The sequence below is a fragment of the Streptomyces aurantiacus genome, from assembly GCF_027107535.1.
Taxonomy (GTDB): Bacteria; Actinomycetota; Actinomycetes; order Streptomycetales; family Streptomycetaceae; genus Streptomyces.
Map to the genome: position 1 here is coordinate 59,194 of NZ_CP114282.1, position 21,982 is coordinate 81,175.

Annotated in this window: 21 protein-coding genes; 1 reads left to right on the plus strand and 20 read right to left on the minus strand. The window is 69.4% G+C overall.

Annotated features, from left to right (window positions below; all coding sequences use genetic code 11):
- Window positions 1–409 precede the first annotated feature (409 nt).
- From fxlM to O1Q96_RS00245, 3 genes are all read right to left on the minus strand, one after another.
- On the minus strand, window positions 410–1,630 hold the full coding sequence (gene fxlM, locus O1Q96_RS00235; protein ID WP_269246254.1) for a methyltransferase, FxLD system: 1,221 nt from the start codon (window positions 1,628–1,630) through the stop codon (window positions 410–412).
- Window positions 1,631–1,724: 94 nt separating this feature from the next.
- A complete protein-coding gene (locus O1Q96_RS00240; protein ID WP_269246255.1) occupies window positions 1,725–2,885 on the minus strand; it encodes a lanthionine synthetase C family protein in 1,161 nt (386 codons plus the stop codon).
- A complete protein-coding gene (locus tag O1Q96_RS00245; protein ID WP_269246498.1) occupies window positions 2,885–3,667 on the minus strand; it encodes a thiopeptide-type bacteriocin biosynthesis protein in 783 nt (260 codons plus the stop codon). The genes O1Q96_RS00240 and O1Q96_RS00245 overlap by 1 nt, the downstream gene beginning before the upstream one ends.
- 224 nt (window positions 3,668–3,891) lie before the next feature.
- Here O1Q96_RS00245 and O1Q96_RS00250 point away from each other — a divergent pair, with 224 nt between their 5' ends.
- A complete protein-coding gene (locus O1Q96_RS00250) occupies window positions 3,892–4,695 on the plus strand; it encodes an HsdM family class I SAM-dependent methyltransferase (protein ID WP_269246256.1) in 804 nt (267 codons plus the stop codon).
- Between the two features lie 217 nt (window positions 4,696–4,912).
- On the opposite strand, the gene O1Q96_RS00255 is transcribed toward O1Q96_RS00250, so the two are convergent.
- The 17 genes from O1Q96_RS00255 to O1Q96_RS00335 all read right to left on the minus strand — a co-directional run bounded on the left by O1Q96_RS00255 (window position 4,913) and on the right by O1Q96_RS00335 (window position 21,971).
- Window positions 4,913–6,787: a DNA/RNA helicase domain-containing protein gene (locus tag O1Q96_RS00255; RefSeq protein ID WP_269246257.1), complete on the minus strand. Its 1,875-nt coding sequence runs from the start codon at window positions 6,785–6,787 to the stop codon at window positions 4,913–4,915.
- Window positions 6,788–7,215: 428 nt separating this feature from the next.
- Window positions 7,216–8,106 carry an IS3 family transposase gene (locus tag O1Q96_RS00260; RefSeq protein ID WP_269246499.1) on the minus strand — a complete coding sequence of 297 codons (891 nt, stop codon included), beginning with the start codon at window positions 8,104–8,106 and terminating at the stop codon, window positions 7,216–7,218.
- A gap of 23 nt (window positions 8,107–8,129) precedes the next feature.
- The gene (locus O1Q96_RS00265; RefSeq protein ID WP_269246258.1) at window positions 8,130–8,417 is read right to left on the minus strand and encodes a transposase; all 288 of its coding nucleotides are present in this window, start codon (window positions 8,415–8,417) and stop codon (window positions 8,130–8,132) included.
- A gap of 170 nt (window positions 8,418–8,587) precedes the next feature.
- The gene (locus O1Q96_RS00270; RefSeq protein ID WP_269246259.1) at window positions 8,588–10,390 is read right to left on the minus strand and encodes a DNA cytosine methyltransferase; all 1,803 of its coding nucleotides are present in this window, start codon (window positions 10,388–10,390) and stop codon (window positions 8,588–8,590) included.
- Window positions 10,390–10,521 carry a hypothetical protein gene (locus O1Q96_RS00275; RefSeq protein ID WP_269246260.1) on the minus strand — a complete coding sequence of 44 codons (132 nt, stop codon included), beginning with the start codon at window positions 10,519–10,521 and terminating at the stop codon, window positions 10,390–10,392. The genes O1Q96_RS00270 and O1Q96_RS00275 overlap by 1 nt, the downstream gene beginning before the upstream one ends.
- Window positions 10,522–10,677: 156 nt before the next feature.
- Window positions 10,678–11,052, minus strand: a complete 375-nt coding sequence (locus O1Q96_RS00280; RefSeq protein WP_269246261.1) for a hypothetical protein — start codon at window positions 11,050–11,052, stop codon at window positions 10,678–10,680.
- On the minus strand, window positions 11,030–11,335 hold the full coding sequence (locus tag O1Q96_RS00285; protein ID WP_269246262.1) for a hypothetical protein: 306 nt from the start codon (window positions 11,333–11,335) through the stop codon (window positions 11,030–11,032). The genes O1Q96_RS00280 and O1Q96_RS00285 overlap by 23 nt, the downstream gene beginning before the upstream one ends.
- 149 nt (window positions 11,336–11,484) lie before the next feature.
- A complete protein-coding gene (locus tag O1Q96_RS00290; protein WP_269246263.1) occupies window positions 11,485–11,976 on the minus strand; it encodes a WhiB family transcriptional regulator in 492 nt (163 codons plus the stop codon).
- 61 nt (window positions 11,977–12,037) lie between these two features.
- Window positions 12,038–12,319, minus strand: a complete 282-nt coding sequence (locus O1Q96_RS00295; RefSeq protein ID WP_269246264.1) for a hypothetical protein — start codon at window positions 12,317–12,319, stop codon at window positions 12,038–12,040.
- Window positions 12,316–13,017: a GGDEF domain-containing protein gene (locus tag O1Q96_RS00300; RefSeq protein WP_269246265.1), complete on the minus strand. Its 702-nt coding sequence runs from the start codon at window positions 13,015–13,017 to the stop codon at window positions 12,316–12,318. The genes O1Q96_RS00295 and O1Q96_RS00300 overlap by 4 nt, the downstream gene beginning before the upstream one ends.
- 218 nt (window positions 13,018–13,235) lie before the next feature.
- Window positions 13,236–14,177, minus strand: coding sequence for an ATP-binding protein (locus O1Q96_RS00305; RefSeq protein WP_269246266.1), 942 nt, complete (start codon window positions 14,175–14,177; stop codon window positions 13,236–13,238).
- A 113-nt stretch (window positions 14,178–14,290) separates the two neighbouring features.
- The gene (locus O1Q96_RS00310; protein ID WP_269246267.1) at window positions 14,291–14,815 is read right to left on the minus strand and encodes a hypothetical protein; all 525 of its coding nucleotides are present in this window, start codon (window positions 14,813–14,815) and stop codon (window positions 14,291–14,293) included.
- 109 nt (window positions 14,816–14,924) lie between these two features.
- Complete coding sequence (locus tag O1Q96_RS00315) at window positions 14,925–15,323, minus strand: Pycsar system effector family protein (RefSeq protein ID WP_331276016.1); 399 nt, start codon at window positions 15,321–15,323, stop codon at window positions 14,925–14,927.
- A 121-nt stretch (window positions 15,324–15,444) separates the two neighbouring features.
- Window positions 15,445–18,666, minus strand: a complete 3,222-nt coding sequence (locus O1Q96_RS00320; protein ID WP_269246268.1) for a patatin-like phospholipase family protein — start codon at window positions 18,664–18,666, stop codon at window positions 15,445–15,447.
- 451 nt (window positions 18,667–19,117) lie between these two features.
- On the minus strand, window positions 19,118–19,282 hold the full coding sequence (locus O1Q96_RS00325; protein WP_269246269.1) for a hypothetical protein: 165 nt from the start codon (window positions 19,280–19,282) through the stop codon (window positions 19,118–19,120).
- Between the two features lie 14 nt (window positions 19,283–19,296).
- On the minus strand, window positions 19,297–19,758 hold the full coding sequence (locus tag O1Q96_RS00330; RefSeq protein ID WP_269246270.1) for a DUF6197 family protein: 462 nt from the start codon (window positions 19,756–19,758) through the stop codon (window positions 19,297–19,299).
- The gene (locus O1Q96_RS00335; protein ID WP_269246271.1) at window positions 19,755–21,971 is read right to left on the minus strand and encodes a type IV secretory system conjugative DNA transfer family protein; all 2,217 of its coding nucleotides are present in this window, start codon (window positions 21,969–21,971) and stop codon (window positions 19,755–19,757) included. The genes O1Q96_RS00330 and O1Q96_RS00335 overlap by 4 nt, the downstream gene beginning before the upstream one ends.
- Window positions 21,972–21,982 lie beyond the last annotated feature (11 nt).

Sequence of the window (21,982 nt, forward strand, 5' to 3'; positions counted from 1 at the left end):
GACCACACGCTCAACGCCACTGCCACGACGCCCGGAGACAATCGTTCCCGTTCGAGCACCCGGACGGCGGCATTTGCTGCTCCCGACAGTCTGGGGACATCGCGATACCGCACGCAGTGTCTTCCCCAGCCGCGTTCCCGCGACCGAAGTGAAGCTGGTGTTCTACGCGGCACGGCCCCTTCGCATGCATGTCATGGACCGCATCCTCCCACAGGCCATGATCAGCCGGGCAGGATCCTTGGAGGCGGCAGTGGAACGGGCCGGGTACTCGTCGGCCACGTGGAGGTCTTTCCCATGAAGAACGAGGGCCGCTCGAAGGCCTTTTGCATACGGGGAGAGCCGCGTCAGCCGCGGCGTCTGCTGCAGCTTCGGCCGCCGATTGCCTGCTCAGCGGCCGAAGCCGGGTCGTTCAGTAGGTGATGACGAGGCGTACGGAAGGCTTGTTGATGAGGTGACCGCTGGCCAGTTTCTCGTCGGGTGTCCCGTCTGGGTAGGCGATGATCGACGGGGGCAGGGTGCGGTCGAGGTCCCATGCGCGTAGTTCCTCGCACAGCCGCTCGGTTAGTTCGGCTCCTGTGGGTCCGTATCCGGCCGCGCCGAGGCGGTATCGCTTGTTGCCTTGGACTTCTACGGGTTCGAGGATCAGGTAGGCGAGGGAGTCGCCCTCGACGAGTGCGGGGCTCAGGGCGGGGATGGCGGGGCGGTGTAGGCTCCCGGCGCTTGCGAAGGCTTCGGGGCGGACGGTGATGCGGCAGGTCGCTGGGTCGGAGGCGCTCAGGCGGAGCCAGATCCCATCGAGCGGTTCGTCCGGGGCGACTGCAACGTTGGTCCACAGGAGGTGTTCCTTCACCTCGGCGAGGCTCTGGCGCAGGCTCAGAGGCTGAATGGTCTGATCCGCGTCCCAGTAGAGCTTGATTGAGCGGTCCGGGTCGACGTAGCCCTCACGCTCGCCGTCCTGGCCGATCATCGGGAGGAAGCCGCAGGTGGCGACGGACTCCGAGCGGAGGCAGTCGGCTTCACGGACGAAGGCGACACTGCGCGTCAGGCCGCGCCAGCGCAGGGGGAGAACGAGCCGGCCGCCGATGGAGAGCTGATCCCACCAGGTGGCGGGCAGGTCCCAGATTCCGACGGTGGCGATGATCCGGTCGTAGGGGCCGTACTCGGGGGCGCCGATCGCGGCGTCGCGGGTCAGGACGCGGACGTCGGTGAAGCCGGTGTTGTCGAGCCGGTGCCGGGCGTGGGCGGCGACGTCGTCGTGGATGTCGAGGGTGGTGACCCGGCCGGAGGGGCCGGCGAGGTGGCGCATGAGGGCTGCGTTGTAGCCGGTGCCCGCGCCGGCTTCGAGGATGTTGTCGCCTGGCTGGATGTTGAGCTGGGCGAGCATGAAGAACACGACGTCGGGCTGCGAGGCGCAGCTGAGGGGCAGGGCGTCCGGGTTGGGGTTGTCCTTGATGGTGACGGCCTGGTTGGCGTAGGCGTCTTCCAGTGAGGCGCCGGGGATGAAGTCGTGCCGGGGCACGGTGCGCATGGCCTGTTCGACACGCGGGTCGTAGAGGCCGGCGACGTTGGTCTTCACGATGCGGTCGACCAGGCGGTTGCGCAGTTCCTGTGGGGTGTTCGGTTCGGTCATGTCGATTCCTTCCGGGGATGCCCGGCCGCCTCGTGGAGCGGGGAAGGGGCAGAGCCTAGCTAGGTCGTGGTGGTGCACTGCCTGTTTGCGTGGGTCAGCCGCTCAACAGCAGGCAGAGGTCCCAACTGGTGTCGGGCGTGGCTGAGTTACGGTCGGGCCGGATCAATAGCGGTCCGGCGTTTCCCTCCATGAGGCCGGGGCTGTCGGGCATTCCGTGGCGCTTGAGATGCGCGACGGCGCCGGCCTGTACGCGGGGGAGAAGCTCTGAGAGCTGGCCTCCTTTCTCATCGTGGGCTGCGCGTCGTGTGACCTGTAGGAGTCCGGCCCACCCGTGGCAGAGGGAGGCATCGGTGAGCAGGGCGAGCTGGTGTTCGTTGCGGAGGCATCCGGCCAGTGCCAGCCCTGCCTGGTCCTGGATGGCGGTGTCGCCGAGGGCGAGTCCGGCGAGTTGTTGGGCGCGTGCGATCCCGGGAGTGCCGTAGCACCACGAGGGGCGCCGGGGGTTTGTCTGCTTGCTCTGGCCGCGGCGGAGCTCGGCCCTGCTGATCCACTCCGGCCAGCGCGCATCTTCGCGAAGGCCGATCTGCCACTGGTCGAGCCAGTGGCAGATCCGGGTGATGGCGCTCTTGTGGCCGGGCGCCGTGTAGCCGTGCCGGGCGGTGGTTGCCAGGAGTGCGAGAGGTCCGGCGATGCCGTGGGCGATGCCGAAGTTGCCGTGGCCTCCAGTGTCTTCTGGTCGTGGTGTTCGGATGCTGCCGGTGCTCCACCAGCCGGGCAGCGTCTGCCGTTGGGCGGTGATGGGTTCGGTGAGCCGGATCAGGTAGGTGAGGATGTCGCGGACCTCGGTCTTGTTGTTCTTGCGGAGGTGGTAGACGCCCAGGCCGGTGAGTCCGCTGATGAGGTCGAATTCGCTTGTGTCGGCCAGGGCGGCGCGGTCGATGCGTGCGTGGGCCCGGTCAAGCCGCTGAGCGGTCAGCCGCCGTACGTGGCCGTCGAGTTCGGCAAGTCTGCGGGCTGCGGCAGGGCTGTTGAGGAAGGTGAGTACGTAGGCGACGGCGGGAGCGCCCTCGTACAGGCTGGTTGCTTCGGTGGCCACGATCGGGCTGCGGAGCATGGCCGTGGCCCACGGCTGCATCGTCTGTGTGCCGCTGGCATCGGTGCGGGCGGCCGTCGCGGCGTGCATCAGTGTGATGCCGGCGGCGCCGTAGTACAGCGACTGTCCCCAGCCGGGAGCTTCATCGTTGGGGCGGTTCATCAGCTGTCTGTCCCCGTCCAGGCGAGGCAGGAGAGGGCTGCCTGTCGGGCGATGCGGCGGCACGCTTTCTCGTCGTCGCGATTGACCCCGCGCAGTCGGTTGTGGTGCATGTGCAGCAGGGACTCCAGAACTGCGTTCATGTCCATAGCGCCGTAGCGTTCGCGGTACATGGCCAGGGCGCCGGCGCGGTGGTGCCAGGCAGTGGTGAGCGCCGTCTGCCAGCCGCGGGCAGCGGGCGTTTCCGCGCGGACCAGCGCGACGGCCTGATCGGTCACCGTGCGCGCTGCGGCGGGGGCCTGCACGGTGCGCTCGGCCAGCCAGCGCAGCCCGTTGTCCGGCCCGAGGAGGTTGCGGGCGATGTCGACCAGGCCCGTGGCCACGAGCGCCTGGCCGTTCACGCCGGTCAGCCCGGAGCCGGTGAGGGCTGCCGCGGCGAAATACGAATCGGCGACGAACACCGCCTCGGCGCCGGACAGCGCGGGGCCGGAACCATAGCGGCCGATCTCCGGTGAGTAGGTGTTCAAGCTGAGGTCGCTGATCAGACCAGCCTGGCGCAGCACCGTGCCCCAGGCGCCGACGGCGGCCGTGTAAGCGCCGCGCTGGGCCGGGCCCGCAACCTGGATCCGCATCCGGATGTGGTCCGCGTCGTGAGGGCTGCGGTAGCGCACGAACCACCACGCGGGGGTCCCGGGAAGTTGGCCGGCCAGGACTGCCAGGTGGTTGGAGATCAGGTCGTCGTGTTGATCGGCTCGCTTGGGCGTCGTAGGCCTCGCCCAGGACATCAGCACCGTGCGCGCTCCACGTCCCCGCATCGAAGAGGTCGCGCACAAGGCGGCCCAGCAGCCCTGCGTCACGGATGTGGTTCTGCGCACCGGCGAAGACGCCATCCAGCACTGTTCCGGTACATGGACCTCATTGACCCGGTGTCCTGCCGCAAGGCTGCCGGGCCCTTTGAAAGTCTGCCTCCCGGCACGGTGCCCAGGTCGTCGAGGTAGCCGGTGCGGATGTGCTCGGCCCGTCGGTGCTGTGCCGCGCCAACTCCCCTGACCATGTCGGCGCGACGGTCCAAGTCGTAGCATGCCGCCCGCGCCTGGCGCACAAGGGAATCGCAACGTGGACCGATGCAGCCCTCTTCGTCGGCGTGAACGAGAGCGTCGCCCACAGTGATCAGTGCCGGCTGCTCGGCAGAAGCGCGCGAGCAGACTTCGTGACCGGATCGATCGACAAGCAGGTCAACTTCCTGCAACACGTCATGTCGCTGACAGCGAGGCCGGGGCGTGCAGCCATCGTCGTACCGGACAACATTCTCTTCGCCACGGGCGCAGCCGAGACGGTGCGACGGCATCTGCTCGAGCACTTCGACGTCCATACCGTGCTCAGGCTGCCTGCCGGGATCTTTTACAGTGGCGGGGTCAGGGCGAATGTCGTTTTCTTCGACCGACCGTCACACCGCACGGACGACCGCCCCCGAACCGCCAAGGTCTGGGTCTACGACCTGCGCTCGGGCCGGCAGTTCGCACCTGACCACGCCCCACTTCTCCGGACTGACCTGGACGATTTCGTTTCTGCGTATCTGCCGGGCCGACCGCGTACGGACCGGGTGGAGACGGACCACTTTCGATGCTTCGACGTCCAGGATGTGCTGGACCAGGACCAGGCACGCTTGGACCTCACGTGGTCCCCGGAGCCGACCGGCGTTGGTCGGCCGGCGCCTCCCGAGGAGATTGCCCGGGACGTGGTACATGATCTGCGCATGGCCCTCAAAGAGTTCGAAGAGCTCGCCGCGGAGTTGCGCGACGAAACCGACTGATCCCCAACTGGTGGTTCTGCAGGTTGCCGGGTCTGTTGACGGTCCGCGAGCCGTCCACGGCGGCGCGCAGGCGGTCATCGCACGTTGGCCAGAGCCTTTTGACACCGTTACTGGCAGCATGCGAGAGCCACCGGCGACAACTACATCCAGAGTTCTGACCCTCGCGCTGGCGTCCTGCCGACGACGAGCAGCGCCGCCACGGCCGGGAACGGAGGCCTCAGATCTTGGGAACGCCCAGATCAGCGAAGAGCTGACGGGTGGCCGGATCTACTGAGTACAGCACGGTGCCGCGAATGGAGCGGGTCATGAGAACCCCGTACGCGTTGCGGACCCGCTCCGCCAACTCGTCGTCGGAGCGGACCCGGCTGGCCTTGCTGTGCACATGCTGGCGGTTCAAAGCCCAGGAGTCTGAAGTCCAGGTGAGATCGGGTCCCATGATGACGCCGCCCCACTCGTACTCGAGGCCTTGTGCCGTGTGGACACAGCCGATCTGTCCGAAGCCCCCCGGGTCCGTGGCCCAGAACCGGCGCTTGGGCACACCGGGCGTCCTGTGGTTGTCGCCGGCATTCCATGGCCTTGCCCAGCCCTCCTCCGGCGCGACATCCGGGGCAGTGCCCGTGTCATCGGTCCACTTCCAGCACATCCCGGCAGACATCCGGGCACTCAACCCCGCATCCAGCTTCGACTGCAGGAACTTTTCCATACGAGCAGCGCTATCGGTGTAGTACAGCTCGAACGGTTCCCGGTCCTCTCCTGCATCGGGGTTCCACAGCAGGGGATCGCCGAGAACGAGACGCTGAACCCAAGTGTCGTAGGTGGAACTTCCGACCGCGCGCAGGGCGCGATCGAGATGAATCGGCACCACCTCCGCCCTCAACTCATGGATCGCGTCGATGAGTTCCCTCTCGGACCAGATCTCCTCCGCGAACAGTCGCTGGTCGCCGTCGATGAAGAAGACGGGAACCTTGGCACGGCTCACGATCACAGACACCGAGGATTCGCCGGGCCGCATGGAGAACGAGCCCGTCATCGGGCGTTCGGTAAGCCGGTGCGCTTCATCGCACAGCAAAAGGTCAAGTTCGTTGGGGCCCAGCTTGTCCGCCGCCTGGTTCAAGGTCGTAAAGGCCTTGCCTTTGCCCCGGACGCCGCGTTTGAAGTTCTCCCGCGAGGCCACGCCCCCTGACACGAAGCGGGCGTCGGCGCCCTCGTTGAGGGCTTGGCCCAGCACAGTCAGTGCCACCAGCGACTTCCCCGTGCCTGCCCGGCCGCTGACGACATACACCTTCTTCGCGCCGGGTGACGGGGTCCGGACCGCGGCCATGATGCCATCGACTGCTTCGCGCTGCTTCTCCAGCAAGCTGAACTTCGTGTAGCCGTTGACGATCGCCCCTGCTTCGGACGTCAGCAGCGAAGTCGAGCGGCGCCTGGCCAAGAGCTCCTGCGCCGCTGTTGCGTCCGGCGTAGGGCTGAAGTGGCTTTTCAGGAACTTGCGAAGGTCCGCCGGCTGGCGGGCAGTGAACGTCGAAATGCCTGCAGCCGGCCGGACCCTGCTGATCCACTGGGACTGTGGGTCCTTGAGGTTGTGCAGGTATGCGGCCCCGACAAGGTGTACGTACCGGTCGTCGAACATGCTGTGATGGCGCCTGAGTGCGTCCAAGTTGTCTTGGACCTGTATGGCAGGGTGCTTCTTGTGGCGACCGTAGAAGGGCGCAAAGACTCTCTCCACGGCACAGTCGTCGCACAGCGACGCCGTGACGGCGCTCCTGCACTGGGCGCATAGCCCGTCCTTCGCCTTGGATGGATCGGGACGTTCGGCCTCGCTCCACTGCTTCAGTTCGATTGCGGCAAAGCTGAGCCCACCGTCCGGATGACCACCGGCGAGCACCACGTCGATCGGGTTCATACTCGGATGGACGCGGTACTCCACGAAGACGTACACCTGCCCGAGCCCGAGATCCGACAACGCCGTGGCCAACTCGTAGACGCTTTCCCGCCACGAATCCTTGTCGCTCGCTGAGGGCTGCTTCCCCTGAGGGTGCGCGGCCTCGTAGCAGGCCACAATCTTGGGTATGAGCCGGTCCCGGTCCCGCACCAGCTCCTCAGCCGGCCAGAACGCCTCTAGTTCTGACCATTTACCCCCGCCAGCCATACCCCTACCTGCTTCCGATGCCCACCGTCTGCCCCGGACCCCCACGCTCTTTGCAGCAACGATGCTAGGGACCAAGAGGTGGACCAGTATCTCAGGGGCCCAAGCGAGGACAGCGATAACCGGCCGAACAGCGGCCTGCTACGGTCGCGTTACGGTGGCGCGGATATGCGACCGAGCGCAAGCTCACCGACTCGCTTCCGCGCCGCCGGCACCCCTGAGGGACCGCAGAGCCGGCCATGGCCGCAGCACCGCAAAGCCACGCCCGATCGCTTGCGACCTGTACGGATCGTCAAGAAGTCCTGCGGGCATTCCGTTGAAGCGATGCCTCTAGGAGCGATTGAAGTTCCCCCCGCGAACTGGACAGCGGGTGTTTACGCTGCCGGGACGAGGCTCTGCCTGAGCAAGGATCTCGTTTCGAGCGGGGTGACGTACCCGTAGTCGGGGTGCCCACGGAGCCGACTGCGGTTGTACTCGACCTCGACGTAGCGGAAAACGTCGGCCCGGGCGGCCTCGCGGGTCTCCCACATGGTCGTCCCGATCTCCGCTTTCAGGAGGGCGAACCAGCTCTCCGCGGCGGCATTATCGTAACAAGAGCCGACGCGCCCCATCGACTGCTCCATGCGCAACTTGCGTATTTCTGTGCGGAATTCGTCACTCGTGTACTCGCTGCCGCGATCCGTATGCATGATGCAACCGTGTTCCAGGCCGCCACGCCCGGCCGCCATCCGCAGGGCATTGACCGGCAGCTCGGCGCGGTGGTGGTCGGCCACCGCCCAGCCGACCACCTCCCGCGTCGCGAGATCGATACAGGTCGCCAGATACAACTTCCCTTCCAGCGTGCTGAGTTCAGTCATGTCGCCGACGAGCCGCATCCCGGGCCGGGGCGCGGTGAAGTCCCGGCCGATCAGGTCGAGCGCGAACACCGCCCGCTTCGCCTGCCGGGTCAGGCCCCGCCGCCGGCGGCGGGTGATCCCGACGATCCGGTGCCTGCGCATCAACCGCTCGACCTTCTTGGAGTTCACCACCCGCCCGGCCCGCCGCAGGGCGGCGTGGATCCGCGGGGCCCCGTAGGCACCGCGAGATCCGGCGTGAAACACCCGGATCTCGCCCACCAGTACCTCCTCGGCCCGCTCCCGCACCGTCCGGGCCGGCCGTGACGCCTTGTGCGCGTAGTAGGTGGAACGGGGCACTCCCAGCACACGGCACAGAAACGCAATGCTTTGACCTGCAGGATTACCCTCCGATGCCTTCTCCGCATCGATGAAACGACACCGTGCCGCGGTGTCTACCTCATCTTGTCCTGAGCGAAGAAGGCGGTCGCTTTTCCCAGAACCTCGATCGTGGCCTCCTGCTCGCGAACCTTCCGCCGCAGCCGGACCAACTCCTCACGCTCCGCAGTGGTCAAAGCCCCGGCGGGCCCCTCACCGCGGTCGGCCTTCGCCTGCTTCACCCACCCGCGCAGCCCTTCCGGACTCACGCCCAGATCCCGCGCGACCTCAGTGACCGTCTTCTCCGAGGACAACGCCAGGGCGACCGCGTCCCGCTTGAACTCGGCCGTGTACCGCTTGCTCATGTTGCTCTTGTTACCCACTACCTCTGACTGCTTCCTCCGGGACCATCCGTCCCAGTATCAAGCTGTCCGGCCGACAGGGGGAACCTCACTGTCCCGATGGACGATGAGCAGGGCGGACCGCGCTGGTACGGCGGTGGGCGCGGCCCGTTGGGGGCGGGTGGTGAGGGTGGTCAGCCGGAGGTAGGGGCGGGGGTGTGGAGGACGGCTCGTAGCCGGGTCCCGATCCAGGTTCCGACCTGCGGGGATACGGCGTTGCCGAATCCGTCCACCTGGTCGCGGGCGGAACCCCAGACGGTGAAGCTGCCGCGGTAGTCGCGGAAGTTGACGTCGAAGCCGCAGCCGCGGCCGACTTCGTGCGCGGCCATCATCCGGAAGTAGCAGTCCTCCAGCGGCAGGCCCGCGAGGACGGCCCGCCACTCGGCCCTGAGCTGCGCTTCGAGCCCACGGTTGATCGTCCCGGTGGCCGTGAGCAGCCCCGGAATCTGGTCCGCGGTGACCGTGGGCATTGCTTCGCCGTGCACGGCGGGCAGGGTGTTCTGCCGGTAGGGGATCACTCCGGAGGACACCACGGCCAGGGTCTCCGAGCCGACCTGGGTGGGCAGCGGGCTGCCGACACCACGCGGGCCGCCCTGGTAGTTGTCCACCGCGAGCAGGACCGCCTTCTCGTGCGTGGAGGTCACGGTGTCCATCGGCCGCGTGATGTGCTGCCCGTCCCCGTTGTGCCGGTGCGCGGCGATCACGCTGCCGGTGGCGACCGCGACCGAAGGCGTGATCAGGCCGGTGGTGTTGGTCGCGGGCTGAGCCCACAGCGGCTGGTCGAAGCCGCGCGAGCGGCAGTTCGATCCCGGGCGCTCGAACGTGTTGCCCGCCGCCGCGATGATCGCGCCGGTCGCCAGGATCGAGGCCCCCGGCCCGCCCGCCTGAACCGCCGCCGGCTGCCAAGGATGTTGCTGCGCACCGTGCACGGTCTCCGTCGGCAGGAGCACCGCGGGGAAGTCGGCGAACCGCTGACGGCAGCGCTCCGCCCGGGCCATCGTCGTCCCGGCGAGCGGCTTCTTCCGGTCACCGATACGCGTCCCGAGGTCGGCCAGGTCGAGCGCGGCCAGCGACGGCGGCATCGCAGGAACCACCGGAGTGCGGCACGAGGGACACCGGTACTCGTACTGCTTGCCGTAGCGCACCGACCCGGACGGCGGCACCCCGGTCTTCCACGACCACACCGCCTCAACGTCCCTTTCGCAGCGCAGGCACCGCGACACCGGTCGGTGCTCCAAGTCCGGGGCGGGCAGGGACTGGTCCCAGAACACGAGGTACAGCCGGTCGCGGGACTGCGGCACGCCGAAGAACTGCGAGTTCAGATACAGCACCTTGTGCCGGTAGTTGAGCAGGCCGAACTGCTTGAGCCACCACCGGTAGGTGCTGCCGTCGCCGACCTTCGGACGGTTCGGCAGTGCGGGCCCCCACGAGGTGAGCTCGGTTGTGCACTCGATGAGGATCAGCCGCGGGTGGTGCTGCGCCGCGTAGTGGAGCACACAGCTTGCTGTCGCACGGTCGCGCTCGGAACGTGTGACCCGCTCCTCGAAGTCGGGATCATCCATGCCGAACAAGGTCAGGCCCTGCGCGTAGGCCTTCACGGTGTTGGCGATCGAGTGGTTGGTGCAGCTCACGCCCGCAACCAGCAGATCGGCTGCGGGAAGGTCCCGGGCGGAGTGGTAGTCCGCCGCGTCGGGGTCGACCAGGTCGGCGATCCAGTGCTCGGCTTCCGGGTGGTTCGCCTCGTGGACCTGGACTTTGTAGGGATTGTGGTTCGCGGCCATGATCGTGGTGAAACCGGCCCGCTTGACGCCCTCGGTAAGCCCCCCGAAGCCACTGAAGAGATCAACTGCAACGTAGTCGTCGTGACGGAACCGGCGGCGCCTGGCGGCCGGCCGGTGCGTGGCGGTACGGCTCCTCTTCCTGGACGCGAGGGCCATCAGACGGCACTCCTCTCGATGGCGTCCAGGAGCAGTGCAGCCAGGACCGGGACGGGCGGCCGGGCGGGGAGGCTGTGCGCGGCGTATCCGGCGGCAGCGGCATGGTCAGTGTGGTCGACGGTGAACTGCACGAAGGCGTCCTCATCTGTGGCGTCGGCGTGTTTGTCGGTGCCGGTGGCGAGTTCGTTCAGGGCTGTCCGTCTCGGCCGTGGGAGCGTGAAAGGGCCCGGGTGGGCTGCCTGGGTGCAAGGCAGCCCACCCGGGCCGTGAGAGCCGAGGCAAGTGCGTCAGGAGTCGTGGGGGTCGCTGTCCGGGTCCGGACGCATCCAGCACCACTGCTCCAGCTCGTAGGCGGCCAGCGCGCACAGCGGGATCTGGTGGCGCTGTCCGTACGGGTCTTCGACGGTGAGCTGGTCGGTGTCCCGGCGGATGATGACCAGCAGGGCGGGGGCCGGTTCGGTGACGTCGGAGCGCAGTGCCCATCCCTGGCCGGGCTCTGCCAGCAGCCACGGGTCCCCGGCGAGGACGCCTTCGCAGACGATCCGGTACGCGACGGTCTCCGGCAGCAGATCGTCCGTCATCAGTTCGCGGACCAGAGGCTGAATGACGCGGGCGGCACGCTCGGGGCCGATGAGACGGTCAACGATGGAGAGCGTGCTCATGGGCGGGTTCCTTCCTCGATGGCGGCATGTGCTCATGGGCCGATGGGAGGCGGGGCGAGGGGATCTCGCCCCGCCTCCCGGCTGCTGGCACGGCGGGGCCGGTGGGTGCGGGGTGGGGGAGTTGGAGGTGCTGTGCGAGGGCGTGGCGGGCGGTCAGGTCGTGGGTGGGGTCGTGGATGAACGCGGCGACCGCGGCCATGTGGCCGCGCAGGCGCTGGAGTTCGTCTTCGGCGATGCGCAGGAGCTCCGGGGCGGTTGTTGCCCGGGCAGCGCGTGTGGTCATCTCGTGGGGCCTCCCTCGTGAGGGCGGTGGTGGGGCGTGCCGGTGCTGTGGTGGCGAGGCGCGCCCCACGTGTGTGAACAGGGGTGGCAGCCGGGGCAGCCGGGCGCGTGGCCGGCGGCTGCCCCGGGCCGGTCAGAGGGGCGGGCCGGTCAGGCCTGGAGGTGCAGCAGTTCGCGGTTGCGCTGCTGTTGGCCGGGGGTGAGCGGCTCGCGCCAGGGCTGGTAGTGGCTGGTCCACATGGGGCTCGCGGCCGGTACCGGGTCGGGGGCCGGCGGGCGTGCCTGGTTGCGGCGGGCGCGGTCGCGGTCGGCCGCTGCGACAACGCCGACCCAGTCGAGTCCGTGCCGGATCTGGAGGCGGCGGCGCAGCCCGGCTCGGTCCCAGGAGGTGGTGGCAGCCCAGATGCCGGTGGGGGTCAGTTTCGGGTTGGCGAGCGCCCACTTGAGGCAGCCGGCGGCGATGGGGCAGCCGCGGCATGCGGTGCGGGCGCGCTCGATGCGGTCCCGGTCTTCCTTGCTGCTGGTCTGGCCGTGCTCGTGGACGAACAGAGCGGGGTTCGTGCGGCAGGCCAGGACCGTGTTGGTGTGGGGGAAGGGGATCCGGGGGTCGGCCTCGGGGGCGGGGGTGGTCGCAGTGCGCATGGATGAAGCCCTCCTTGCGGAGTGATCGAAACGGGGGAGAGTGCAGGGGGACGTCGTGCCGTCAGGCGTGGTCGTCGGAGGCGTTGCCGCGCTTGGGCTGGTCGTCGGAGGCGAACCGGCCCTGCCGGGCTTTCACCGGATTCGTGGTGATCCAGTCCTCAGCGCAGGTCTTGTGAACGGGCTCGCTGAGGTGGGAGCGCATCGGCGTCGGCTTCTTACACAGCACGCAGGGCAGGTCCTGCCAGCGGTCGAAGTGGCGGCCGTCCCGCCAGTCCAGGAGATCGCCGGGAGCCGGGACCAGACCCGGCTCGAACGGCTCCGGCTTACGGGCCCGGGCAGTCATGCGACGGGCAGGTGGGTGCCGGGACGGCCTGGGCGGCGGCCGTGGACCGCGGGCGTGTAGGCATCCTGCCGGGTCGCCACATAGCCGGGCGGCTGCTGGCCGGTCTTGACCCGGTACATCGCCACGTCCGCACCCCGCAGAAGCCGCGAGGCACCGGCCCCGTCCGGCAGATCGGATGCGCAGGCGATACCGATCGACACCGCCGGACGCAGAATCCGCCCCTCAAGGTCGCGCAGCGGCTGCCCGTCGTGATGGACGGGCTGCGCCAGCAGCTCGCGCAGCGCGAGGACCTCACGGACCGCTGCGGCGCGCGGCAGCAGCAGAGCGACGCCGAACTCGTCACCACCCAGGCGCGCGGCGAGCCCGCTCCGGGCGGCGGCCCAGGCGCTCAGGCGACGGCCGGTCGTGGCGATCAGGGCGTCACCGGCGGCATGCCCAAGGGTGTCGTTGACGGTTTTCAGGCCGTCGGCGTCGGCGACCAGGACGTGCAGGAGCTCGCGGCGGGCTCGGGCGAGCCGGTCGATGCGGTCCATGAGGATGTCGCGGCCGGGCAGGCCGGTGAGCGGGTCCCGGCGGGCGGTGTGCAGCTGGCGGCGTACGCGGACGTCGTCCGCGAGGACCGCCAGGGCCAGCGGCACGGCGGCCGCGGTGATGACGAGTGTGCGGGACGGCAGCCGTAAGGCGCCGGATCCGGGCATGATGGTCTCCGTTCTCGCCCCTTTGCGGGCGGGCATGGGAGAGGCGCACCCCGGGCTGTCCAGGCGGTGGGGTGCGCCTCTTGTCTTTGATCATTGATTCCTGGTCCGACCAGGCGGTCGGGCATGCTGGATGGTGCGTCCGTCTCGTGACGGGGACGGGAGCATCCCCGGGACGGCCGGCCTGCCTCTTAGCCGATGCTGCGGCCGCCCCGGGGCCCTCAGACAGGCATCGCCTCGCGGGACTCCTGCAGGGCGTGGTCGTCGTCCTGGTCGTCGTCGCTATTCGGGCCGTGGACGGTGCAGACGATGTCCTCGTCACCGTCCAGGTCGCCGTTCAGCGCCCGGAACAGGCAGGTGACGCTGTAGGCGGGCGCCCACGCGTAGCCGGTGCATTCGTCGTCGTGCGGGCACGGCAGCATCACGTCGAACCCGATGTCCCCCTCACCGTCCACGTCGGTGCGCAGCGCGAGGGTGAGGTACATCTGACCGAGGCGGATCTGCGCGACGCGGTCACCGCCGGCGGCGTTCGAGCCGGGCTTCCACCGCCACAGCGGCACGATCTCCGGTCCGAAAATGCGGCGTACCAGCAGCAGATCGCCCAGGCCGTCGCCGTCGCCCTGCCCGAGGTCGGCGGCCCGGACGCCGCTCAGCCGTTCCAGGAACGGCAGCAGCCGGTAGAGGCTGTCCGCGAAGACCACCGCGTGGAAGCCTTCCGCCCGCAGCGCTGGATGGGCGTGGACCATCGCCTTGTGCTGCTGGTGGACCGTGTCGTCCGGCACGGTCCGGTTGGCCGGGCGCGGGCCCTGGCGCTCCACACACACGGAGGCCGGGGTCGCTACGACCACGGCGGTGGCTGGCATGCCATGCCGTTTGGCTGCGGCGACCAGCGGCGCCCGGGCCTCGCGGCTGACGTTCGTCGCGTCGATGACCGTGAACAGCCGCCGGGCCATCCGGCGTTCCAGGAGCAGGTGCAGGGCATCGACCGCGTCGGCGGTCGCCTCCTGGTCGCTGGCGTCGTCGCTGACCGCTTCACGCAGTGCGTCGAGGGACAGGACCTGCGAGGCGGGCCAGGTCGCGGCGAGCGTCGACTTTCCGGCGCCGGCCGGACCGATGAGCACCACCAGGCCGTCCGGTAATTCGGGAGAGAGCAGCGAGGTCATGCGTGCTTCCTTTCGCGTCGTGCGAGGGACATGGAAAGAGGCGCACCCCCGGGACTGTCCCGGCTATGTGGGTGCGCCTCGTGCTGTACGGGCTGTGAGCAGGTGTTCTGCCCCTACTCGGGTAGTCCGCGGTGGCCACCCAGCGGAGGCAGGGACTGCACGCTTCGCCAGCCCGGCGTGCGGTCGTCGTGCAGGGACAGGCCGTGAGTGGGCCGGAGCTCCGCGAGCAGTTCCATGAGGACGTCTTCCGTGTCGAGGACGATGTCGGTGTAGCCGTGCCCGCAGGTGCACGGCACGATCAGCGTCAGCACGTCGCGGGCGCCGTCGTCCTCGCTGATGCGCAGGGTGTGGTGCAGCCACAGGCCGCCGTCCAGCCAGGCCACCGCGCTCGGCTCGAACGGGCCAGCGCCGGTGCCGGTGCCTGGCAGGGCCGGGTGGCCCTGCCAGTCCAACGCGTCGACCACCGTGGCGAGGGTGTCCGGGTAGGCCGTGTAGACGTGGTGCGCGGCAGTGGTGACGGCGTCCTCGCGCTGCTCGTCGGCGTCGGGTGCGTCGAAGGCCTGCGCCATGTCGAGCAGGTGCGCCAGCGGGGAGTCCGCCGCGTAAGCGCGTGCGGGCGAAGTCAGGGTGTCGGGCATGTGGAGCTCCCTCCCAGAAGAGGTGTGCCGGGCCGGGCTGTCCGGTCCTGCGCCCCGTCCCGCACCAGCCGCCCTGATGGGGTGGGGTGCGGGGCGGGACGCGGAACCGTCAGGCCAGGGCGCCGAGCGCGGCCAGGAGCAGCAGGGCCAGGGCGGTCAGGATCAGGTCCACCGCACGCCGGAGACGGCGGTACTTGCCGAGCGCGATCTGGGACAGGACCCGGATCCGGGCGGCCCGGGTGTCGCCGTGCATGCACGCGCGGATCTCGGCTTCCGTCAGGCGTGCCCAGTACGGGAACGAGGCCCGGTCACTGCCGCCTAAGCGGGGGCGGACGACCAGGAGCAGCAGCACGGAAGCGGCGGCCAGGGCGAGGGCGCCGGCTGCGCCGAAGGCCTGCGTGACGGCGGGCAGTTGGCGGTCGGCGAGCGAGGCAAGCCCGGCGAGGGCCGCGCCGGTGAAGGCGAGCAGCAGGCTGGACTTGCCGTCGGTGCGGGCGAAAGCGCACAGGTTCGCAGATTCTCACGCTTGAGAGCAGCGGAACCTGCACGCGGTCAGCTTCTAGGGGCCGACAACGCGCGGGTTCGAGAGCTGCGAATGTGTCGCCGCGTCAAGCAGACCGCGTGGCCAGCTACGGCTCGCGGGGCGGGCGTGGAGTCAGGTCCGCCGCCTGCGTTCCCATGAAGTGGCCGAGCGCCCGGTATGCGTCGAACTGGGTGTGGTCGAACCACTGGTCCATCGTGGAAATGCGCGGGAACGCCTCTTCCTCCACGGCGTAGCTCAGCAGCTCGTAGGGCATGTCTGAGGTGAGGTTGGCCTTGGCGAAGATGATTGTGCCCTTGTCGTCGGGCGGCTTCCCCTCGGAGAACGGAAGCCGTTCGGGGTAGGTGATCGTCCCGCGTACCGCGCACCGCTTGGAGAACCTGGCGTTGAGTGCCTTCATGGGCTCCTCGGGTCCCCGGGGTGTGCCGCTGCCCGGCACCAGGTCCAGCGGGTCGAGGTCGTCCGGGCCGTCGAACGTGATCCGTACGCCGAGCTCCTCGTAGGCCAGGGTGACGGCCTGGGCCAGTGTGGTGGCCAGTGGCGGGTCGTCCCCGCTGGCGTCGATCACGAAGACCGTCCGGCAGCGTAGCCGGAGTAGCTCCACCAGCCCCAGGTTGTCGAAGTGGCCGCCGTCGGTGCACAGCAGCAGGGGGGTGGTGTCGGAGTATCGGTTGACCAGTTCCTGGAGCTGGTATCGCAGCCGCCGTACCCAGGGCAGCCGGGGCAGCCTGTGGTCGGGGCCCTGCGCAACCAGCTCCGCGAGGTAGAGCGGATTGGGGATCCAGGTGCCCAGCCGCAGGTTCGTCAGCGCTAGGAGCCGCTCCATGAACGTGGTCTGGGTGCCCATCGCGGAGGCGAACGCGGCCCCTGAGGCGGCCACGGCGGACTGCACGGTCAGGTCCCGGGCGATCAGCGGCGGAGCGGTCTTCTCCATGGTGTCGGTGCGCACCCAGCCGGTGTCGGGGCCGCCCACGTAGTCGGCGGCGAAGGTGAAGGGCACCGCCGGGCGGCCGGGTGCGGTCCGGTTGCGGGTGGACACGGCCGCCGAGGCCACGAACAGCACCTGCGGGAAGGTCTCTTTCTCCTTCTCCACCCGGGCCGCGTACCGGCTGAGCGGGGTGCCCTCGGCAAAGTAGTCGTATGGGAGCACGCCGACCGAACCGTCCCGGAGCACTGCCCGCCGCAGGGAGAAGGCCCCGGCCAGCCGCCGCCGGTAGAAGGGGTGCAGGCTGAACACGGTCTGGTCGATGCTCACCGCCAGCACGATCAGCACCACCGGCACTCCCGCCTGCCAGGCCCAGTGCCACCGACCCGAGTGGACCACGGTCCAGGACATCAGCGCGAGGCCGAAAAACGCCACCAGCAGCAGGACCAGCCAGCAGACCACGGCACGGATCCAGCCGCGGGAGCCCACGCTGGCCAGCAACGTCTTACCGCCGCTGCGCAGCGGCGCCTTCTCCCCGGTGGGCAGCACCTTCTTCACACCGCGGTAGGCGGTAACGAACAGGGTGCCGAGCGCGGTCGCCGCGGCGGTGACCGCGCCCAGCAGCCCCAGCGCCCGTCCGCCGTTCCCCGGCACCCACTGCCAGCCGGCCAGCCAGGTGAAGAACCAGATCACCGCCGGCAGCACGATCACGTAGATGGACACCGCCGCCGCCAGCCCGACCACCGCCGTGACCGTGCTGCGCTGCCAGGGCCGGCGGGACTTCACATCGCGCAACTGTGATCGGCCGGAGGCGTGCCAGGGCCGGCGGAACATCAAGCCGTAGACCTGCCACAGTGCGAACACCACCGAGAGCACCCCGGCGAGCCCGAGCAGGGCGAGGACCGATACCCAGGCATGCGGGTACAGCTTCAGGGCTGGGAACACCAACTGCTCGCGGAAACAGGCGGGTTCGACTGGCACGCGGCAGGTCGGGGTGAACTTCGGGGCCCGCCAGATGAACCGGCTCAGGTCGGTGAGCGGCAGGTGCGTATAGAAGAGGCGGAGGTACTGGCCGAGCGCGGCGAAGGCCAGGGTCAGCAGGCTGAAAGACAGGGCCAGACCGCGCAGCACGGTGCCGGCGGCCACCAGGTATTCCTTGGGACTGTCCGCCAGGTACTTGGCGTGCCGGCGGACGTGGTCTTCCTCCGGGCTGCCGGCCGCGAACGCATCCGCGAGGGTGGCCAGATGCTCCTGCGGCCGAATCGGGTTGCCGTCCTGGCCGGTGGGCTGTGGGGTGAGGGCGAGTTGCAGTGCGCCAGCCGTATAGCCGCCGCCGGACACCGCCACCAGATACCGGGACTTCAGCAGGTGTCGACGCAGGGCTTGGAGCGCGCCCATGGTGACGGCGGCGGAGCGGATTCCGCCGCCAGAAACGCAGAAGCCCGACTCGGCCGGCTTCCGTCCGGGCAGTCGGTAGGCACGGGTGCGCCAGCGGGCCAGGGCACTGTCGCCCAACTGTGTACCGCTGTTTCCCGTCGGAGGCTCGCTGTCTTTCGCGACGCCCGGATTTGTGCTCCTGTCCCCGGTCTGCGGTGTGCTGTCCGTCGGTTTCGCGGCGTCCGGCTCCGTGCCGCTGTCCCCCTTCGGCGGCGGGGCGGTCCATTTGCCGCGCGGTACCCAGTCGTGCGGGGCCAGCGGCGGAACGATTACATCGGGCCTGTCTTCGCCGCTCGCCGTGTCAGCGGCGACATCGTAGGTGTACGAGATCTTCGGTTTGGTCCGGCCCGTCTTTCCGCTGATGACCTTCTGCGGTGGGCGGAGGCCTCTGGCCAGCAGGAGCCCCAGGACCCAAAAGGCCGTGACGGCCAGCGGCACTGCAAGAGTCCACTTCAGCAGGGCGAAGCAGGCGGCCGCCGCGAGTGGCAGATCGGGATATGTGTCGTTCTTGATTCGGCCGAGGGCCTCGGCGAGGAACAGGTTCTCGCCGGCCGCGTCGGCCAGTGCCATGACCCCGGTCAGCACGAGGCCGCGCAGCGCCCACAGCCGAGCGGAGTCGCGGTAGAGGAGGAGGCGGCCCAGGCTGAAGGCCCCGGCGAGGAGCAGGGTGTACCCGGGGATGAACATCACCCAGTCCTGCCAGATGCCCTCCAGGAACAGTGGCGCCTCCTGCTTGGTGAGGACCTCCCGGGCCCTCGCACCGTTCCCGGCGAGCTGCAGGCCCACCTCCCCGGCCTTCGGCCGGTTCCACCAGAGCGGGTGGCACAAATAGACCAGTGCCCACCCCAGCCCCAGAGCGGTCGCCGTGGCGCACAGTCCTACCTGCAGCTTCGAAACATCAGGCAGCTGCTGCGTGTACCGCGTCGGCTCCGTCGTCCCACTTGGCATCCATGCACGGTAGTGAGACGCGCACAGTATGTCAGTGGACGCGCGGGGGCTTTCACGATTGCCATGACACCGTCCAATCGGTCGCCCTAATCCTTGAACTTTAGACATTGACACACCGTTGAAGCCCAGTGACGACAGCGACGCCCGGTAGCCCGTCCTTGCTAGCCGCCGCTGCCCGGAGAGGCAGCGATGGGTAGCACCGCGCGCGGGACGGGGAGAGTCTGCCGGTGGGTCTCGCCCACGGCGGTCAGGGCCTCGATTTCGTGGACGACGGGGCTGGTGGTGCGGCAGACGGTGCAGCGGTAGCGGTATCGGCGCACGGTGGTCGGTCTCCCGAGAGATGGTTGATGTGCGGGCAGGGAACAGCGACGCCCCGCCCGGAGGGATCCGGGCGGGGCGCGAGGTTCGAGCTGGGTGGGGTCTGTTCTCCGCGTTCTGGGCGGGGAGGCGGTCAAGTGTTGATCTGACTGCGGACGTTCGCGACGAGGCGGAGAATCTCGTGGGCCATGTCGGTGATCGTCTGGAGCTGCCTGTCGATGTCGGCCGGGTCTGAGCCGGTGAACGAGAACGACTGGTCATCACGGTCTGGCTCGGGGTTGGTGAACGAGAACGACACGGGCAGCTCCAGCGTCAGATGTTCATGTGGTGGGCGCGCCGGATGGCGGCCTTCCACACGCTACGCACCTGCGCTCCGGTGTGGGAGTCGTTCCAGGAGGGGATCGACTGCCACCGCTTGCCGTGCTGGCGGCGAGCCTCGTCTAGGAGGAGATTTCCGGCATCGCAGTAGGCGGCGTTGCGGGCGCCCGCCGCGGCGCGCAGCGCGCCGATGGAACAGCGGGCACCCTCGGGGTGGATGAGGGTGCGCCTGGCCCAGCCGTGGGTGTCGAGGAAGGTGAGGGCGTCGGTGAGGGTCTTCTCGACCGGCCCGGTCAGGCGCATTGGCGGGGCGGCGGCGTGGGTGAGGTGGACCTGCGCGGGAGCCGCAGGGGCCGCAGGGGCGGTGGGTTCCGGGGTGGGGTCGAGGAGTTGGAATGCTTTCGCGTACAGGTCCTGGTCGACGGGGGTGAAGTCGGTCTTGGTAGGGGTGTTCATGCTGCCCTCCACAGGCCGTTCTCGTTGGTGACCTCGTCCCGCTTCTTCAGCTCGGACAGGCGCGGCTTGATGTTTTTGGCGGAGGTGCCCAGCTTTCGGGCGATGGTCTCGGCGGTCATCGGAATGGACTGCTCCCGCAGGAGTTCGATGATGCGTGGCTTGATCAGCTCCTGTCCGTCAGGCGCCCCCGCGGCTGCGCCAGGAGCACCGGGCCTGCTGGGTCCGGCGGTTGGCTGGGGGCCGCCGGGGTGGTGGGGCGCCTCCTGCGAGGAGGGGGCGCCCTCCGCTGCGGCGAGGAGGTCGGCGAGGCTGCCGATCAGGTTCTTGCCGCGGCGGTCGACCATGGGGGTCTGGGTGATCGCGTCGCGCTCCCGCCAGGCGTCGCAGTCCTCGATCCCGACCGGCTGCTCGCCTCCGGCGAGGGAGGCGGGTGCGACGTTCAGGTGCAGGGAGCGGAACTGGACGGCCTGCGAGCCGGGGGTGAGGAGGTAGCCCAGGCCGAAGGTGCCGTCCTCGGGGGCGGCGGCGGCCTCGGTGGCGAGGCCGCTCATGTCCCGGTCGGCGACCTTGGCGTACTGGCCCGGCCACTGCGAGGGGATCATCGACAGGTCGATGCCCTCCGCGCCCTCCACTGCGTTGGCGCCGACCAGGGAGCCCTGGCCCCTGGCGCAGCGCAGGAACACTGCGCCGCCGCCGATCAGGAGTTGGGAGCGGATGACGGTGGAGTTGCCGAGGTCTTCGGCCAGCGGGGTCTGGGTGGCCAGGACGACGCCGATGCCCCGCTTGAGGGACCGGCGGGTCAGCTGCTCCACGATCGCCTTCGCCTCCAGGTGGTAGGGCGAGGAGGCCGAGAGCAGCATGTGCGCTTCGTCGATGACGACCAGGACCAGCGGGTCGGTGAAGGGGAAGGCGGGGGAGCGGTAGCGGGCTTCGCGGTCGAGCATCATCGCGTAGGCCAGGCGCAGTGCGCCCATCGCCTCGTCCAGGCCGTCCCCGAGGTAGGCGGACAGCGAGGCGCCTGCGATGGTCCCGGCCTGCGGGGAGGCGAGGATCACCGCGATGCCGGAGCGGTGGGCGGAGAGCAGGATCTGCTCCAGCAGTCCGGACTTGCCCGACCTTGATCCGCCGACAAGGTAGAGGTGGCGGGCGCCGGAGCCGGGCTGCGCCAGCGGCAGAAGGGCAGCCCGGCCATCCACGTAGGTGCCGGCTCGGACGTAGCCGCGGGAGTCCATGGGCAGTTCGTCCAGGACCGAGGAGAGCATCGTGCCGTGCATCAGGGCGTGTTCCCTCATCACTCGGATGCCCATCTGTGAGGGCTTGTCGCCGGGTGCGAGGGCGATCTGGATCGTCTCCAGGTCGAGGTTGCCTGCGAGGTCCTGGAGGTTGACGGTCCCGATGGCCCTGCGGTCGCGGGTGGCGATCCCTTCCCAGTCCAGCGGCCCGTCGTAGCGGGTGACGGTCAGGGTGGTGCCGGGCATCGCGCCCTCCGGCACGCCCACGTACGCGGCCCACATCTCTGCGGGAGTCGTCGGGGTGCCGGCCGCGATCTGCGGCTGCACCGCCGGCACCTTCAGGTGCACGGTGACGGGCAGGGCGTTCGGCGCGTAGTGCTTGGGGTCTCCCATCTCGACCTGGGAGACGGGGATCTGGTAGACGGCGGCGATGTCGGCGGCCCGGACCCGCACCTGCTGCCCCTGGGGCAGGGTGATGATCCCGGTGAACGCCACGTGGTCGTCGTCGGCCTCGAGGGCGAGGTGCTCCAGGTTGGCCCCGGGCTGGATGAGCTTGCGGTCCTCGGTCTGGGTGGGGCCGGAGATGAACTCCTTCCACCAGGCGGTGATGAGCTGTGCCTGCGATGTCAGCCCGCCCGCCGCGCTCGTGCCCGTGGTCGCGGGCGTGAGCGCGGCTGCGGGGAGGTGGCCGGCGATGTTGCGGTGGTGGGCCAGGGCGGCCGCCCCGGCCGGGACCGCGAGCCCGAGGGCGATCAGCGGGTTCCCGCCCGCGGCGAGGACCTCGTTGGCGGCGATGCCGCATCCGGTGGCCGTGAATCCGCATGCGATCAGGGACCGCAGAACGGGAGCGGAGGTGTTGACGGCCCACGCTCCTGCTCCGGCCGCTGCGGCGGCGAGGGCGGACCAGGGGCCGGCGACGAGAGGCACCACCGCGAGAGCGGCGGGTGTGTACTGGATGAACTGTGCTCGGGTCGGCCCCACGGTCCTGATCT